Here is a 16,011-nt window from a genome sequence, read left to right on the forward strand (position 1 = left end):
TGTAATGCCATTCTGCTGTTCCGTCATAATCCATGTAAAAGGTCTATTCTCTCTAACGAAGAAAAAAAGCTTGTTTCTTCCATTATATGTGAATGACCCAAAAACAATCTTGATGCATTGGAATCATTTTCACCTAATCCATATTAACTATTTTTGTCATTTTATGCATTATTCTCAAACGATTCCTTCTTTTTCTAATGGAAAGTCTCCTTACTTACTCTATTCTAATGGAGGACAAACTATGATGACAAATTTAACAAAGCGATTGCAATCATTGAAACAGAACATATGTTATGTTACGTTTAAAAGGAATTCATTTGGTTTTAAAAAAACCATTTTAAATGTCTGATAGTAGCAGCAAAGGAGGGTAATATGGTCAGCTCGAACATCTTCGGCTTGCAAAAACAGCTTGAACTCATAAAAAAAGCGCTGGATCATGCGCGGATTGGTGTTGTCATTACAGACCCTTCTTTAGTGGATAACCCTATCGTTTATGTGAATCATGGCTTTACACAAATGACTGGATACAAACCGGATGAGATTCTTGGACGTAATTGTCGATTCCTCCAAGGAAAAGACACCAATCAAGAGCAACTTGCCTTAATACGTCACGGAATCCAAAACAAAACACCTATTACCACACAGCTCAAAAATTATAAAAAAGACGGTACTTTTTTTTGGAATGAACTCAATATAGATCCTCTATACATTGAACAAGATGACAAAACATTTTTTATTGGCTTTCAAAAGGATATTACAAAGCAGAAAGAATATGAACAGCTCCTAGAAGATTCCTTACAGGAAGTCACCTCTCTGTCGACGCCAATTGTCCCAATCAAAAATGGTGTTTCCGCTCTTCCACTCATCGGAAAATTATCAGAAGAACGCTTTGATGCCATCGTCGCGAAGTTAACTTGTATATTAGAAGATTCAAAGGATGATTATTTAATTGTCGATCTTTCTGGTTTAATTGATGTCAATGATTCCGTTGCAGCGCGAATTTTCAAGCTGCATCACCTGCTGAACTTAACTGGAACTGAACTCATCATCACTGGGATCAAACCACAGCTTGCGATGAAAATGAAAGACTTAGATACAGACTTCCAGAATACGATCACTTATTTAACGGTAAAAGAAGCAATCAAAGGATTGCCATTAGCTGAAAACCCTGTATAAACAGGGTTACAGATTGTTGACAAAGGGCTAAAATGAACTTTATTTTAGCCCTTTGTCTTCTTTTCAGCGTGATAGAAAACCTTTGCAGCCCTAGGAAGGACGAGTACCGGAGCGGAGCGAATTTGACATTCGTGAGCACCGAAGCGCAGGACTGACAACGAATGCGAGGGTTTGTCTACACGCTGAAAACCCTGTATAAACAGGGGTTTTTTAATTGAACCGCTCCCTAAAATGGAAAAATGCGGTATGATAGGTGTAAATAGCGATTTAGGGGGGCAGCTCATGATGATGTTACTCATCATAGGTCTTTTATGTATTTGTTTCGCCATAGGATATGCCGTCAATTTCTTATTACTTAAACACCAAAATCAACAAATCTTTTCAAAAAAACTCTTCTATCCTTTTTTGACCATTGGTCTTGTTTTTTCTATTATGTCATTACCGTATGCCAGCACAGGTGCTACGAAAGCACAAGCGGATCCATCTTCTGAACAGCTGCTCAAAGAGCAAAAACAATTAGCATCTGACATTTCTCGTCTAAAGGAAGATAAAAAAACGCTGACGGCCTCTTTAGAATACGTGACCAAAGAAAAAGAAAAGCTAGCCAAGAAATTAGAGAACATCACCTCCGAAAAGAAAACAGTCAAACAGCAAGAAAAAAACATCCATAAGCTTGAAGAAAAAATAGACAAGCTAACCTCTACAAACGAAACACTCAAAAAAGAAAACCAGAAAGTGAGCAAAGACACCCCTTCCTCGGCCCAGCGATCTGCTCCTAAAGATGATGGGTCGAATACTGGCGGTCATGAGTCACAAAAAGAAACAAAAAAAGAATCGGCCGCCTGTAATATTAAAGGAAGTGTCAACGGCATATATCACACACCGAGCAGCAGATACTACTCACGGACAAAAAACGTGACCAAAATGTTCTGCTCCGTAGAAGAAGCTGAGCGTGCAGGGTACCGGGCACCAAAACAATAGACATCTTTTGACGATAAAAAAACCTCCTGTCACCCCACTATAGGGACAGGAGGTTCTTCTTTAAATTTCTCTTCTTAATGCTGTTAATACATTCGTTTTCGTCGCCTTACGTGCTGGGTTGAGTCCAGAAATAATAGCGACTCCTGCACTAATCACTGTTGCAGTGACCACAAGGCTTAGCGGAATATAGGAGAAGGTGATCGAGAATTGATCGCTTGATCCTCCCTCAGACATGGAAGACAAAATCGCTGGAATGATTAAATTCACTGCAAAACTAATGATGTACGAGATGATGATCCCGATGATCGATCCAATCACCCCAATATAAGCACTTTCCATGAGGAACATTCGCTTAATAATGGAAGGATTCGCACCAATGGCTTTCATGATCCCAATCTCTTGTGTCCGCTCTGTTACGGCCATTGTCATCGTATTGAAAATGCCAATTGCCGAAATAATGACCGCAATACATCCGACAAAGATGAGTCCAATTTTAAAGACTGTAAAGAACAGATCCATTCCTTCAAGCTGATTCGTCACAGAGATGACTTGATAGCCGTCATCTGTCAGCTTATCCGTGAGCGCACCGACATTGTCGAACTTATCAGCATAGACAGACGTCATTTTTTCGACATTTCCTGCATCAGGAGACAGATCGAGCACTTGACCAAATTCTTTTTCATAAGCATTCGGAATAAGAATTTTATGATCATGCTGCCACTCCAAATTCGGTTTCTTCAACACGCCGACGACACGGAAATCGAACGTCTTTTCTTTCACCACTTCATTTTCTTCATTCAGTTTTGGTACCTTAATTTGAATGACTTTGTTTAAAATTTCCTTCGTATAGCCTTTTGGCTCTTCGGGTGTATCTTCACCATTTGATGTCTGATTCATTTCTTTTTCATAGTCTTTTCGTTCTTTTTCCGTCCAAAGTTGTTCTGCCATATGATACCCAACCACAATTTCATTCGCCGATGTTGGGACTTTTCCACGGTCTAGTTCAAGGCCTGCCTCTTTTTCTTCTTTCATATCTGTCAGTACAGCCTGCGTATCACTTGAGCGATTATCGAGCTCGACGTGAACCGATGGAATGATTGACGTTCTTGCAACGACAGATTTCGCATGATCATATTTCTTTAGATCGTCGACCTTGACGTCACCTTTTTCCTTGCCTAACACTTTAATTTCTGTGATAATTTGTTGTTTCATGATTTCATCTTGAGCCGATTTTTGCAGACCAAAACCAACTGACGCTAGAACGATTAAGAAAGAGCATGCCATTGTCGTTGCAAGTATGGTCATAAACACACGCAATCTATTTTTCTTCATATTTCTTCTGATGAATTTGACCTGATCTCTAAATTTCAATGGACTGATCCCCTTTCTTTAATACACCATCATGAAGCTGGAACGTTGTGTCTGCGATTGAAGCGACTTCATCGTCATGTGTAATGATGACAAATGTAATTCCTTTTTCACGATTAAGTTGCTGGATAAAGGCTAGAATTTCTCCTTCAGTTTCTGAATCCAGACTGCCTGTTGGTTCATCCGCTAAAATAATAGACGGATTAAGGATCAAGGCTCTTGCAATACTCACACGCTGCTGCTGTCCACCTGACAGTTCATTAGGATAATGTCCTGCGTGATGTTCAAGACCAACTCGTTTCAGCATTTCCTTTACTTTCACTTTTCGTTCAGACGGCTTCACCCCTTTTAAAGTGAGCGGAAGTTCAACGTTCTCATATGTTGTTAAACTCCCGATCAATTGAAAGCTTTGAAAGATAAAGCCAAAATGATCTAACCGAAAGTCTGCCCATTCTTTCTCATTAAAGCCGGTCACATTGGTGCCATCAACGATAATTTGTCCGCTTGTTGGCGTAATATATCCCGATATTAGATTCAGTAAAGTTGATTTCCCCGAACCGCTTCGTCCGACGATACATGCAATATCGCCTCTATTAATAGACAAGTCAATGTCTTTGAGCACAGGAATCTCGTTCTCCCTGCCCTTTTTCCCAATTTTAAACACATGATCTAACGATTGAATTTGAATCATCTCTACTCCCCTGCTCTCTGTTTATCTTTTTCGATAGATTAAGAAATAACTCGTCAGTGCACCTACAGCTCCACCGATGCACATGCCAGCGATATAACCAAAAATGGAGTTGTCTGAAGAAAATCCAACCCAGCCAAATCCTAGAACACCGAAGGCAATGACCAATATCTGAATGGGCCTATCCATTTTGGGGTAAACAAAGAATCGTCCATTTCGTTCAACTGGATGTTTAATAAAACTGAACAAACCAATGAGATAAAATACGATTAGCATCACAATTGGCACGATAAATTCTACACCTGTAAACCAAATTGGATTTTCAACTAAATTTCGAAATTGAAAACGGTCTGTTATATAAGTAATTGGAGCTATGGGCATAATAAAGTAGTCATAACTGATATCAACCCAACTTCTATCCGTTTTTAATAAATAGTCTAAATGAAACATCGGTAGCCAAATTAATAAATAAGGTAAAATTGATGTACTGAATGTAACAATGGCTTGACTAATTGCGCTTCCTGTTAAAGCACCTGCTGCAAGACACAAACTATAAAACATTAAGGTGGACACAAGTGCAATCAAATAACCACTGTTAAACGCAATCGTATATTGTGGTTGAATGCATAAAATGAGTATATAAGTAAAGACATATGACAATACATGAACGAGCGTGATAATTCCGGCACCTAGGAAAAACTTTGTGTGATAAATGGTCGTTCTGCTAAACGGCAAAGATAAAGTAAAATCAATTTGCCCTTTATTTCTTTCAAAACCCAACTGGGTAATTGCAAAAACTAAACTCATCGTCCATGAAAAGGTGATAAACATATCAGAACCGAAATCATAATAAAAGTAATTATCGAGTGGTGTACAAGTCGGATCGTTTAAACAAGTTTGAAAGGATGAGTATTCCATTAAAAAGGATAATGGCGTCGCAAATACTGAGGCAAGCATCACTAAAATGAAAGTCAGCTCAGACTGCTTCCATTCCTTATATAACAATTGCCGCTTTACCATCTGCGTTTCCCTCCAAACTTCGCAATGAATACTTCTTCTAAATTTACAGGCAGTTCATGCCAGACTTTTGGTTCAAGCGATTTCAAATACTCTTTTGCTTCTTCATCTGTTTTGAGTACAAGTGCTGTATAGAACACACCCGCTTGATCTAAAATCGCAACGCCTTTTCTTCTAATACTTAAGTTCATATCCTCTTCAAATGCCATCTGGATTTTAACGTAGTCATTCTTTAACTCATCTAAATCCATAACACTTGTGAGCTGATTTCCTTCCAAAAACCCGATTCGATTACACATGCGCTCAATGTCCTCTAAGCGGTGAGATGTAATTAAAATCGTTGTTTGTCGTTCTGCCACCTCGTCAATCATCAGCTGAAGAACGTCATTTCTTGTGACCGCATCAATCCCGTCTGTCGGCTCATCTAACAAAATGACCGCTGGTTTGATGGCAAAACTTAAAATGAGGGACAGCTGTTTCTTTAAACCTGTCGACAATTCACGGTATTTCACTTTTTCCGGAATCTCATACCGGTTCACAAGCTCATTGGCATATGTCACGTCAAACTTTGGATACAGTTGTTTTAACAGCTTCACAAGCTGTCCATAATTGTACCGGTCAAAGTAGGGATTTACGACTGGCATATACACAATATTTTGCTTCACTAACGGGTGGTCTTTTACGAGTACATCTTTAAAATAAATCTCTCCTTCATCTGGAAGAAGAATTTGCTGAATCAAGCGAAGAAGTGTTGTTTTACCAGAGCCATTCCGGCCAAGCAGACCAAAGATCTCTCCTTCGCCTATCTTGAAGGAAACGTTGCTGAGTACTTCGCGTCCATTTAATTTCTTTGATACATTTCTGACCTCAATCAACTTGGTTTCCTCCTTTTAGACTTGAGCCGATCTCCTCCAGCCACTCTTTGAGTTGATGAATATCAATACCGGCATAATGGGCTTCAATAATGAGCTGCCTTAATTGCTCCTTCATCTCTAACACCTTCCCTTCATTCAGCTTTAACTGTGCACCTTCTGTCACATACGTTCCACGGCCTCTTAATGTTTCAATAATTCCTTCCCGTTCAAGCTCTTTATATGCTTTGCTGACGGTGTTTGGATTCGCAATAATAATGGTGGCAAGCTCTCTCACAGAGGGCAGTTTGTCACCTGGTTTCATCACGCCTTTTAAGCACAAAATTTTTAACTGCTCAATGATTTGTTCATAAATTGGTGCAGCGCTTCTTGGATCTATTTGAATCATGATGGCTCCCTCTTTTCTCATTCATGCTTTTGCAGTCCTATCGCTTGATCATGTCCTTGCATTAAAGGGACCGAATTTGGAATAAAATCTTTTTGAACTTCAAAACCAATGAAAACGAGAACGAAAAAAAATGTACATGCTAACGCAACAGCCAGCACCATCCACTTTAAATTGATTGGTTTTTTTTCATTTTTCATGGTTAAACACCTTTCTTCACGTTTAAGTGTCTGTAGTGTATTAGTTGATGTAGTACACTTAATACAATATAGACACTTGATTGAAAAGTCAAGGGACTTTAGAAAAAATAAAAACAGACCCTTAAAAGAAGGATCTGTTCATCATTCGTTATCGTATGAAATACCTAAAATCATTTGGTTTTGCAGACTTTGAATTTGTACACGCGTTCTGTCTAAACGTTCTCTTTGCTGATCATTGGCGACATCTTTTAACTTTTCTAATTCATTCACTGCGTCCTCTAGCATGAGCTGCGCTTTTGAAAATTCTTCTTCGTTATAATGTTCTTGGCGAGAGCTCAAATCAAACTGTTCGCTTGCAAATTCGAGAGTCTCAGTGCTTTTTTGGACAAATTCATCGATTGATTTTCTTGTTGCCATCTTGCCATTCCTCCATTTCATCATCGTTCTCGCCTATTTTGCCCACGTAAAGCTTTTTCACTAAAGAAAATGTTGGACAGATTCAATTGTCCTCTTTCGTGATTTTTGTTAAACTTTAAGGATGCCTATTATTATGCAAGGAGGTTACTGACTTGGATCAGCATAACCCTTTTTTATATTCAAACAGCGAAAAACGTTATCACACATGGAATTATCATTTGCGTGAGCACTTTGGTCATAAAGTATTTAAAGTAGCCTTAGATGGTGGCTTTGATTGTCCAAACCGTGATGGTACTGTCGCACACGGAGGCTGCACATTTTGCAGCGCAGCAGGATCTGGTGATTTTGCAGGGAACCGGGCGGATGATCTCATCACTCAATTTAATGAAATCAAGGATCGGATGCATACAAAATGGAAAGACGGAAAATACATGGCGTATTTTCAGGCCTATACAAACACACATGCCCCGCTCCCTGTTTTAAAAGAAAAGTACGAAACCGTCATGAATTTAGATGGAGTGGTTGGTTTATCGATTGCCACAAGGCCGGATTGTCTTCCAGATGACGTGGTGGAATATTTAGCCGAGTTAAACGAACGGACGTATCTATGGGTTGAACTTGGCCTACAAACTGTACATGAGCGGACAGCGATGCTCATCAACCGTGCCCATGATTATGAATGCTACGTAGAAGGTGTAGAAAAACTGCGAAAACATGGCATTCGGGTCTGCTCACATATCATCAACGGTCTTCCTCTTGAAAACCGAGATATGATGATGGAAACAGCAAAAGCTGTCGCTGATTTAGATGTGCAAGGAATTAAAATTCATCTGCTGCACCTATTAAAAGGAACACCGATGGTCAAGCAATATGAGAAAGGCAAACTAGAGTTTCTCAGCCAAGAAGAATATGTCCAGCTTGTCTGTGACCAACTGGAGATCCTGCCCCCAGAAATGATTATTCATCGTATTACAGGCGATGGTCCGATTGAATTAATGGTTGGTCCAATGTGGAGTGTAAACAAGTGGGAAGTATTAAATGCCATTAATGCTGAGCTTGAAAGACGTAACAGCTACCAGGGCAAACGATTCGTCAGATTGGAAGAAGCGACAAAATGATTTTAAAGCGGATGCTCCCTTTTAGTAAAGAACTGGTAGAACGTGCATGTCAAAAAGGCGATATTGTCATTGATGCAACGATGGGGAATGGTCATGATACACGCTATTTAGCTGACCTTGTCGGAAAAGATGGACAAGTTTTCGCATTCGATGTACAGAAGGAAGCCATCGAGCAAACAAGCAAAAGACTTGGTGAGCACTACCCTTACGTTCACCTGATCCATGACGGACATGAACAACTTGCTGAGCATCTGCCAGCCGAAGCTTATGGTCACATATCTGGTGCAGTGTTCAATCTTGGGTACTTACCAGGAGGCGATAAAACCGTCACGACTCAGGCCCATACGACCATTGAAGCGATCAAACAACTCATGGATTGGCTTAAGCCTGGAGGTCTGATCGTTCTTGTGATTTACCACGGTCATCCCGAAGGAAAAAAAGAGAAGGACATCCTTCTTGATTATTGCAAAACACTCCATCACGAAGAAGTACAGGTGATCTCTTATCAATACATGAATATTCAAAACGATCCGCCCTTTGTGGTAGCCATCGAAAAAAAACTCAAATCCTCTTAATGGATTTGAGTCAGGCTGTCGAGAAAACCTCGACAGCTTTATTTTTCCCTTAAATTTTCCACCATCCCATTTTATAATAGAGAAAAGCATACTAAAGGAAGGTGTTTTTCTCATGTTCCACACTAGAAATTCTTCTCAGCACGAAGCCGAATTTGTATTGCTAGATCAACTGGTCGAAGAGGATCACCTGCTTCGTAAAATTGATCAATACATTGATTTTTCATTTATCATAGACAAAGTAAAACCATATTATAGTGAGAATAAAGGTCGTCCCTCACTTGATCCACTTATTCTGTTTAAAATGATGTTTATTGGATACCTGTATGGTATCCGTTCTGAAAGGCAACTTGAAAAAGAAATCTACTATAACATGGCGTATAGATGGTTCTTAGGATTAAACATCAATGACCCCGTTCCCCATCACTCGACCATTAGCTGGAATCGTCGTACTCGATTTAAAGATACAACCATTTTTCAAGATATTTTCGATGAAATTGTTCTTCAAGCCATCAATCACGATATGGTTGGAGGGCGCGTTCTTTTTACTGACTCCACTCATCTTAAAGCCAATGCCAATAAACATAAATATACGAGAAAAACGATTGAACAAGATACCCAGAACTATATAAATGAATTAGAAGAAGCGATCCAAGAAGATCGGGTGGCACACGGAAAAAAGCCCTTAAAGGTAAAAGAGGAGGTGAAAACGGAAAAAGACATTCGTCAAAGTACGACTGATCCTGAAAGTGGATATCTTTATCGTGAAAACAAACCGGAAGGCTTTTTCTACCTAGACCACCGTACAACGGATATGAAGTACAATATCATCACAGATGCCCATGTCACGCCTGGTAATGTCCATGATTCCGTTCCGTATCTTGAACGATTGGATCACCAAATCGCACGATTTGGTTTCCAAGTAGACGCAGTTGCCCTTGATTCTGGTTATTTGACCACCCCAATCTGTAAAGGTTTATCTGATCGCCATATTTTTGGTGTCATCGCACATAGACGTTTTCATCCAACAAGAGGATTATTCGAGAAGTGGAAATTCCAGTATGATTCTGAACACGATCAATACATATGCCCGAATGGTGAAAAGCTTTTATATACCACCACTGATCGAAAAGGTTATAGGTTCTACAAATCAGATCCTAAAAAATGTACATCGTGTCCTTTCCTTGAAAACTGCACAAGATCTAAAAATCATCAAAAGCTCATCTCAAGACATGTGTGGGAGGAACATAAAGAAAAGATCAGGCAAAATCGTCTGTCTGCCGCTGGAAAAGAGCTATATAAAAAAAGAAAAGAAAAAATAGAGCGAAGCTTTGCAGATTCAAAACAACTGCATGGGCTTCGCTACTGCCGGTTAAGGGGAAAACAAAATGTAAGTGAGCAAGTGCTTCTAACAGCTGCCTGTCAGAACATGAAGAAGATTGCCACACACCTAGCAAAGCTAGGCTAGGTGTGTGGGAGGCCTTTTTCATGTTTTTCCTTCAATCTCATCTATCATAATGATGGTGAAAATAAAAAAGATTGTAGAAAAACATGAGTTTCTCTACAATCTGACTCAAATCCTCTTAATGGATTTGAGTTTTATTATTTAATAAGCGTATTGGTCAATGATTTCTTCAAGCACTACTTCCAGCTCTTCTGCATCTGCAAGCTCTGATTGAGTAAAACGGACACGTACAAGCTGTTCTCCGTCATTATACATTTCTTCCAGCCAGCCACGCAGCCCTCTTGCTCTACGGTCGACTTCAAAAATGATATCTAGCCCCTCTTCATCAATGAAGAAAATCACCTCTAACTCATCAAGCATTTGACGATAATAGTCGGAAGTCGGTATGAACTCAAATTCTTGAACAAAGGGAAGGCGGCGCCTGAAATAAGGTGCTTCTTCGCAGTCTGCTTCATGAAGGTGAAAGCCTAAGTTTCCAACAGCTTCAAGCACACGATTCACCCAAGGGTGCGCGCTTACGAATATGCGGTCATGATCAAATTTATCAATACCACCTTGAATATCAAGGTCTGTCACAACAGCCACCTCTACTTTACCTACAGTCATTGGTGTATCAAGAGGAAGATGAAACGAGAATGTAAACTGCTGGGCTTCCGCAGGCTGAATCGTGAATGATTCAGTCACTCGGACAGAATGGATGGTTGTGTGTTTTCGCTGCTCTTCATCATCTTTTACAATGGTGTACCATGTTTTCAACTTTAAATCAATATAGCGAATATCTTGAGGCACTTTTCCGCCCTTCACATGGACTGTTCCCTTTACTTCTTCTCCCGGTTTATACGCATCTTTCTCCAAAATTGTATCCACTTTTGCTGCACCGATTCCTACACTTGCTGCAAACTTTTTAAAAAACGACATATTCAACCTTCCCCTTTTTTAAATTTTCAACAAATATACGTCATAAGGAGGAGATGCGATTCGTTCAACTAATACTTTCCTCCTATTTTTCGTACACTAAGAATAATATCGGCAGCAAATCAGAGGATTGTAATCATAAAAGGACTGTACAGTACATAGCCCAAAGCGAAACAGTAGAAAACAAAAAAGCTTGTAGAAAACCATTTTGTTTTCTACAAGCTGATGCGCTTATTTTATTCGTTAAGAAGATTTCATCCAAGGCATTTTCTGATAGGTGCGATAGGCTCTGCCATTGATATAGAAAAAGAACGATGTTTTCCCGCTTGATTTGATCAGCCGCTTTGCCAGCTTGTTCATCTCTTTTTGGGCTGTCACTTTTTCATCAGACAAATAGACCGCAAGTAACCCTCTATTGATTAGTTTGTGAAAATTCTCGTGTGGAATGCCTTTCAACTGTTCATCCGCTTTCTCAATAAAATGCTGAAGTCTATCCATCATCTCATGATGAGAGTTGTAGTACGAGCAAAAATTCAAATCGCCTTCCAGCCTGTCCTCTTCTTGGTCGATTAAATAGTCCAGTAAGATGTGCAAACCTTGAATATAAGGGAAATAGCTTTCGTAAATTTGCTTCGCCTGCTTCTCTGTAAAATCAGGCTGCAGTGCATAAGCCACAAGACAGAAAATGCCCAGCGTTGATCCTGCACATGCGGAAAACTCATACCACTCCATCTTCGGTAAATCCTTTTCATACTGGCGGAACCATGACTCTAATCGAGGTTCACGCTCATGAGGAACCACATGCTTATGTACTTGTAAATCACTATAATAATCACACAGCGTATGTAAATAGGGCTGAATGATCGGATAATGCGCTAGACGTGATAACACATTTTGGCATGTCCTAACAAGCGCATGCAGATATCCATGATCCTCTTGATCATCACGGAATTGATAATACGGCTTAACCTCCGCATGAATATCGAGTGCATCTCTCATCGCCTGATGCAGCATATGAAAATCCTTTGGATCAAGTGATGTACTGCGGTCACACAAGTTATCTAAGTAATCGCTAATTGTTTGGTACGCCACAATGAATTCAATACACGTTTCCTTCGCTTCACCTGCAAGAAGAGATAAAATTCCCCCGCCTTCACAGTGAAAGGTTTTACTGGATATGCTCGCTAGTGCCTGCGTTCTCAGTTCTTCATTTTCAATCATTTCTGCATGAGCCCGCCACTTTTTTAGCTCCTGATGAACTAGCGGAAAAATATCTTTATACACCTTCGTCATCAGTGCAAAAGGACGTTCTGGTACTGACAAATCAATCCACCCCCAACTTAAGCTCACAATCAAATATATTGATCAGTAAAGGCTCTTGCCGCCTTAAACACATCTTCCCGTTCGGGCTCATTAAAAATTTCATGATAAAGCCCTTCCCATTCACGGTATGATTTATTGGTTGATTCAATGCCATTGAACCATTTCATGACTCTTGTTTTATCTACAATCTTGTCATCGCCTGCCTGCATGAGCAGGAGCGGAATCGACCGAAAGACATTCGTAGGCTGCATCGCCGCATCGATATTTTTCACCAGTTCTCGATACCAGCGAACCGACACCTTCGTCACATAAAGCGAATCATTCGAATCTGCCTCAATTACATCTTGATTCCGTGTGGCAAGTTCGATTGACAGCCCGGATTCGACTTTAAAAGACGGCGCCAGCACATTTAGCCCTTTTGACGCAAAATCCATCAGCTTCTTCGGTTTAAATTGCAGACCTAAACAAGGTGATGATAAAATAAGGCCATCAATCTTCGTATGGGTATACTGCTTGAACCATTCAATCGAAATCAGTCCCCCCATACTATGTCCAAGTAAAAATGTCGGAAGTCTGAACGACTTCGCATGTTCAATCCATTCATCGACTGTATCAATGTATTCTTGAAAAGAACGAATGTGGCCTCTCGCACGTGTTGATGTCCCTTGCCCAGGCAGGTCACCCATGACGACGTGATAGCCTGCATTTCGCCACATTTCGATCAGCCATTTATATCGGCCATGATATTCACTAGCACCATGTACAATTACAATTGTACCAACCGGTCTTTCAGCATGCCAAGTCCACAAAGTAAACACCTCACAAATGTTGTATTAAGAAAGGAAGTCGAAAAAGTGATTTATCCATATCATCAGTTTACACCTGAGATTCATGAATCGGTCTTTGTTGCAGAAAACGCCACCATTACAGGTGATGTCACAATTGGAGAATATTCAAGCGTTTGGTTCCAAACGGTCATTAGAGGCGATGTAGCTCCTGTCAGAATTGGAAAAAACGTCAACATTCAAGACTTATCCTGTCTGCATCAAAGTCCTGGAAAAACACTTCTTATTGAAGATGGTGCTACCATTGGACACCAAGTCACATTACATAGCTCTATCATTCGAAAAAATGCACTCATCGGCATGGGATCCATCATTCTCGATGGGGCGGAAATTGGTGAAGGCGCCTTTATTGGTGCAGGCAGCCTTGTCCCACAAGGAAAAGTCATCCCAAAAGGCTCCCTCGCTTTTGGCCGTCCAGCCAAGGTCGTTCGCCAGTTAACAGATGAAGATATTCAAGACATGGATCGTATCCGCAGAGAATATGTAGGAAAAGGACAATACTATCGTTCCCTTTTATCGCGTTAACATCATACGTGTATCTTCACTTTATCATGTTTTTTTCAGGATATTAAGCAATAACTGTGTACCGCTTGTTATTTTACCCTTATCCACCACTTTCTATCATGACAAAAAAGGTTTTCAGCACAAAGCTGAAAACCTTTTTCATTAGCTAAAAATAACTTCTTTCGGCTGGTGATTCAACTGCTCTGGATCAATGCTGCGCTCTACATAGATGCTATGCCAGATCATAAAGATCAGGACAGTCCAAATCTTACGGCTATGATCGGCTTTTCCAGCACAATGATCATTTAATAAATCAAGAACATATGCCTTGTTAATGTATTCATCTGTCTGACTGTTTTTAATGATATCTTTCGCCCAAGCGTTCATCTCATTTTTCAGCCAATGACGAATTGGAACAGGGAAACCTAGTTTTTTACGGTTTAACACATGGTCCGGTACAATGCCTTCTGCTGCTTTACGCAATAAATATTTCGTTGTGCCGTCTTTCGTTTTCAGCTCTTCTGGAATTTTAGAAGCTGCTTCAAATACGACCTTATCAAGGAATGGAACACGAAGCTCAAGAGAATTCGCCATTGTCATCTTATCTGCTTTAAGCAGGATATCCCCGCGCATCCACGTATGGATATCAACATATTGCATTTTGTTAATATCACTGTAGCCTGCACTTTCCTCGAAGTATGTTTTCGTCACGTCACGATACGTGATGTTCGGATCATACTGCTTTAAGAGATTTTTCTTCACTGGCTCTTCAAAGATTTTCGCATTGCCGATATAACGTTCCTCTAATGGCGTACAGCCGCGAACGATAAAGCTCTTCCCTTTCATTCCTTCTGGCATTAATCGAGCCAGACGAAGAAGAAGCTTTTTCAGCATGGATGGTACAGATTCAAAAGGCTTTAGAGACAGCGGCTCACGGTAAATATTATATCCACCGAACAGCTCGTCTGCTCCCTCACCTGAAAGAACAACTGTGACTTGTTTTTTTGCTTCTTTTGCCACGAAATACAATGGAATCGCCGCTGGATCAGCCAAAGGATCATCTAAATGCCAGACGATCTTTGGAAGCTCATTCATATATTCCTCAGGAGAAATCACAGCACTAAAGTTTTGCAATCCCAGCTTATCAGCTGTTTCTTTTGCTACATCTACCTCACTGAATCCATCCTGCTGGAAGCCAACAGAGAATGTTTTCAGTTCAGGGTGAAATTCCTTTGCGACCGACACGATGAAAGAAGAATCGATCCCGCCTGATAGGAATGAACCAACAGGCACATCACTTCTCATGTGGACTTTTACAGAATCATAGATAGCATCACGTACTTCTTCTACTAATTTCTGCTCTTGTGTTTGTTCAGGTTTGAATTGAACTTTCCAGTAAGTCTTAAATGCAATGTCTTGGCCTGGACGCAGTGTAAACTGATGACCTGGCTCGACTTTGTGCACTTTTTGATCAAGTGTATTTGGCTCAGGAACGAACTGAAAAGACATGTACTGCTGCAAAGCAGTCTCATCAAATAAAATGTTCTCATTCACAGCCATTAAGCTTTTGCGTTCAGAAGCAAAGTACACTTGGTCATCCATTTGTGTAAAATAGAGCGGTTTAATGCCGAAAGGATCTCTTGCGCCATATAATAACTGCGCTTCTTTATCCCAAATTAAAAAAGAAAACATGCCGCGAAGCTTCGATGCCGCTTCTTCTTTATAGTGACCATATGTGGCAAGAAGGACTTCCGTATCAGAATCTGTGCTGAACGTATAGCCTTTTTTCACAAGCTCTTCTTTCAGCTCCACATAGTTATAAATTTCCCCGTTGAAAATAATCCAATATTTTTCATCTTCATAAGAAAGCGGCTGCTTTCCGTGTTCAACATCTATAATACTTAAACGTCTAAATCCAAATCCTACATGCTCATCATGAAAGTACCCCTCATCATCCGGACCTCGATGAACGATGAGACGATTCATTTGCTTAATTAACTCTTCCTGCTCAGTAGTTTCGGACAATGGACGGTGATTAAATACACCAACAAACCCACACATATTATTGCCTCCACGTTATGTTATTTCTTAAAAGTAGACCTATAATTAGACCGTATTTTGTCCAATTTTGTTTCACATTTTTATGCTTTTTGTAGAATTTTTTT

At 40.1% G+C, this 16,011-nt stretch carries 17 protein-coding genes; 6 read left to right on the top strand and 11 right to left on the bottom strand.

Annotated features, from left to right (window positions below; translation table 11 throughout):
* Positions 1–372: 372 nt before the first annotated feature.
* The gene (locus NST57_RS14730) at positions 373–1,176 is read left to right on the top strand and encodes a PAS domain-containing protein (protein ID WP_142155790.1); all 804 of its coding nucleotides are present in this window, start codon (positions 373–375) and stop codon (positions 1,174–1,176) included.
* Positions 1,177–1,458: 282 nt separating this feature from the next.
* Positions 1,459–2,157, top strand: a complete 699-nt coding sequence (locus tag NST57_RS14735) for a sunset domain-containing protein (RefSeq protein WP_142155791.1) — start codon at positions 1,459–1,461, stop codon at positions 2,155–2,157.
* Between the two features lie 60 nt (positions 2,158–2,217).
* Here NST57_RS14735 and NST57_RS14740 read toward each other — a convergent pair whose 3' ends face one another.
* The 7 genes from NST57_RS14740 to NST57_RS14770 form a co-directional block, all read right to left on the bottom strand.
* On the bottom strand, positions 2,218–3,528 hold the full coding sequence (locus NST57_RS14740; protein ID WP_341298775.1) for an ABC transporter permease: 1,311 nt from the start codon (positions 3,526–3,528) through the stop codon (positions 2,218–2,220).
* A complete protein-coding gene (locus NST57_RS14745; RefSeq protein WP_019743693.1) occupies positions 3,518–4,216 on the bottom strand; it encodes an ABC transporter ATP-binding protein in 699 nt (232 codons plus the stop codon). Before NST57_RS14745 ends, NST57_RS14740 begins: the two co-directional genes overlap by 11 nt.
* Before the next feature lie 21 nt (positions 4,217–4,237).
* Complete coding sequence (locus NST57_RS14750; protein ID WP_142155793.1) at positions 4,238–5,233, bottom strand: ABC transporter ATP-binding protein; 996 nt, start codon at positions 5,231–5,233, stop codon at positions 4,238–4,240.
* The gene (locus NST57_RS14755; protein WP_142155794.1) at positions 5,227–6,105 is read right to left on the bottom strand and encodes an ATP-binding cassette domain-containing protein; all 879 of its coding nucleotides are present in this window, start codon (positions 6,103–6,105) and stop codon (positions 5,227–5,229) included. Before NST57_RS14755 ends, NST57_RS14750 begins: the two co-directional genes overlap by 7 nt.
* Positions 6,098–6,490: a GntR family transcriptional regulator gene (locus NST57_RS14760; RefSeq protein ID WP_017358353.1), complete on the bottom strand. Its 393-nt coding sequence runs from the start codon at positions 6,488–6,490 to the stop codon at positions 6,098–6,100. Before NST57_RS14760 ends, NST57_RS14755 begins: the two co-directional genes overlap by 8 nt.
* Positions 6,491–6,507: 17 nt before the next feature.
* Positions 6,508–6,687, bottom strand: coding sequence for a hypothetical protein (locus NST57_RS14765; protein WP_142155795.1), 180 nt, complete (start codon positions 6,685–6,687; stop codon positions 6,508–6,510).
* A 141-nt stretch (positions 6,688–6,828) separates the two neighbouring features.
* Positions 6,829–7,104: a YtzC family protein gene (locus NST57_RS14770; RefSeq protein ID WP_008361717.1), complete on the bottom strand. Its 276-nt coding sequence runs from the start codon at positions 7,102–7,104 to the stop codon at positions 6,829–6,831.
* 152 nt (positions 7,105–7,256) lie between these two features.
* Here NST57_RS14770 and NST57_RS14775 point away from each other — a divergent pair, with 152 nt between their 5' ends.
* From NST57_RS14775 to NST57_RS14785, 3 genes are all read left to right on the top strand, one after another.
* Complete coding sequence (locus tag NST57_RS14775; RefSeq protein WP_341298776.1) at positions 7,257–8,222, top strand: TIGR01212 family radical SAM protein; 966 nt, start codon at positions 7,257–7,259, stop codon at positions 8,220–8,222.
* Positions 8,219–8,797 (top strand): tRNA (mnm(5)s(2)U34)-methyltransferase, encoded by a 579-nt coding sequence (locus NST57_RS14780; RefSeq protein ID WP_341298777.1) that lies wholly within the window; start codon positions 8,219–8,221, stop codon positions 8,795–8,797. Before NST57_RS14775 ends, NST57_RS14780 begins: the two co-directional genes overlap by 4 nt.
* A 112-nt stretch (positions 8,798–8,909) precedes the next feature.
* Positions 8,910–10,262, top strand: coding sequence for an IS1182 family transposase (locus NST57_RS14785; protein ID WP_341297885.1), 1,353 nt, complete (start codon positions 8,910–8,912; stop codon positions 10,260–10,262).
* A gap of 138 nt (positions 10,263–10,400) precedes the next feature.
* On the opposite strand, the gene NST57_RS14790 is transcribed toward NST57_RS14785, so the two are convergent.
* From NST57_RS14790 to NST57_RS14800, 3 genes are all read right to left on the bottom strand, one after another.
* A complete protein-coding gene (locus NST57_RS14790; RefSeq protein WP_142155797.1) occupies positions 10,401–11,177 on the bottom strand; it encodes a sporulation protein in 777 nt (258 codons plus the stop codon).
* Between the two features lie 240 nt (positions 11,178–11,417).
* Entirely contained in the window at positions 11,418–12,497 is a 1,080-nt protein-coding gene (locus tag NST57_RS14795; RefSeq protein ID WP_142155798.1) for a DUF2600 family protein, read from the bottom strand.
* Positions 12,498–12,526: 29 nt separating this feature from the next.
* On the bottom strand, positions 12,527–13,306 hold the full coding sequence (locus tag NST57_RS14800; protein WP_019743683.1) for an alpha/beta hydrolase: 780 nt from the start codon (positions 13,304–13,306) through the stop codon (positions 12,527–12,529).
* A gap of 45 nt (positions 13,307–13,351) precedes the next feature.
* On the opposite strand from NST57_RS14800, the gene NST57_RS14805 reads away from it, so the two are divergent.
* On the top strand, positions 13,352–13,867 hold the full coding sequence (locus NST57_RS14805; protein ID WP_341298778.1) for a gamma carbonic anhydrase: 516 nt from the start codon (positions 13,352–13,354) through the stop codon (positions 13,865–13,867).
* A 141-nt stretch (positions 13,868–14,008) separates the two neighbouring features.
* Here the strand turns inward: NST57_RS14805 and asnB are convergent, their stop codons facing one another.
* Positions 14,009–15,907 (bottom strand): asparagine synthase (glutamine-hydrolyzing), encoded by a 1,899-nt coding sequence (gene asnB, locus NST57_RS14810; RefSeq protein WP_341298779.1) that lies wholly within the window; start codon positions 15,905–15,907, stop codon positions 14,009–14,011.
* Between the last annotated feature and the right edge of the window lie 104 nt (positions 15,908–16,011).

This window comes from Bacillus sp. FSL M8-0077, assembly GCF_038050255.1.
Classification (GTDB): domain Bacteria; phylum Bacillota; class Bacilli; order Bacillales; family Bacillaceae; genus Bacillus; species Bacillus altitudinis.

What these genes read in the sequence shown, in the direction of transcription:
- NST57_RS14750 (WP_142155793.1), bottom strand. Translation starts at nt 5,233, where the DNA reads ATGGTAAAGCGGCAATTGTTATATAAGGAATGGAAGCAGTCTGAGCTG.
- NST57_RS14760 (WP_017358353.1), bottom strand. Translation starts at nt 6,490, where the DNA reads ATGATTCAAATAGATCCAAGAAGCGCTGCACCAATTTATGAACAAATC.
- NST57_RS14770 (WP_008361717.1), bottom strand. Translation starts at nt 7,104, where the DNA reads ATGGCAACAAGAAAATCAATCGATGAATTTGTCCAAAAAAGCACTGAG.
- NST57_RS14785 (WP_341297885.1), top strand. Translation starts at nt 8,910, where the DNA reads ATGTTCCACACTAGAAATTCTTCTCAGCACGAAGCCGAATTTGTATTG.
- NST57_RS14735 (WP_142155791.1), top strand. Translation starts at nt 1,459, where the DNA reads ATGATGATGTTACTCATCATAGGTCTTTTATGTATTTGTTTCGCCATA.
- NST57_RS14780 (WP_341298777.1), top strand. Translation starts at nt 8,219, where the DNA reads ATGATTTTAAAGCGGATGCTCCCTTTTAGTAAAGAACTGGTAGAACGT.
- NST57_RS14745 (WP_019743693.1), bottom strand. Translation starts at nt 4,216, where the DNA reads ATGATTCAAATTCAATCGTTAGATCATGTGTTTAAAATTGGGAAAAAG.
- NST57_RS14790 (WP_142155797.1), bottom strand. Translation starts at nt 11,177, where the DNA reads ATGTCGTTTTTTAAAAAGTTTGCAGCAAGTGTAGGAATCGGTGCAGCA.
- asnB (WP_341298779.1), bottom strand. Translation starts at nt 15,907, where the DNA reads ATGTGTGGGTTTGTTGGTGTATTTAATCACCGTCCATTGTCCGAAACT.
- NST57_RS14730 (WP_142155790.1), top strand. Translation starts at nt 373, where the DNA reads ATGGTCAGCTCGAACATCTTCGGCTTGCAAAAACAGCTTGAACTCATA.
- NST57_RS14765 (WP_142155795.1), bottom strand. Translation starts at nt 6,687, where the DNA reads ATGAAAAATGAAAAAAAACCAATCAATTTAAAGTGGATGGTGCTGGCT.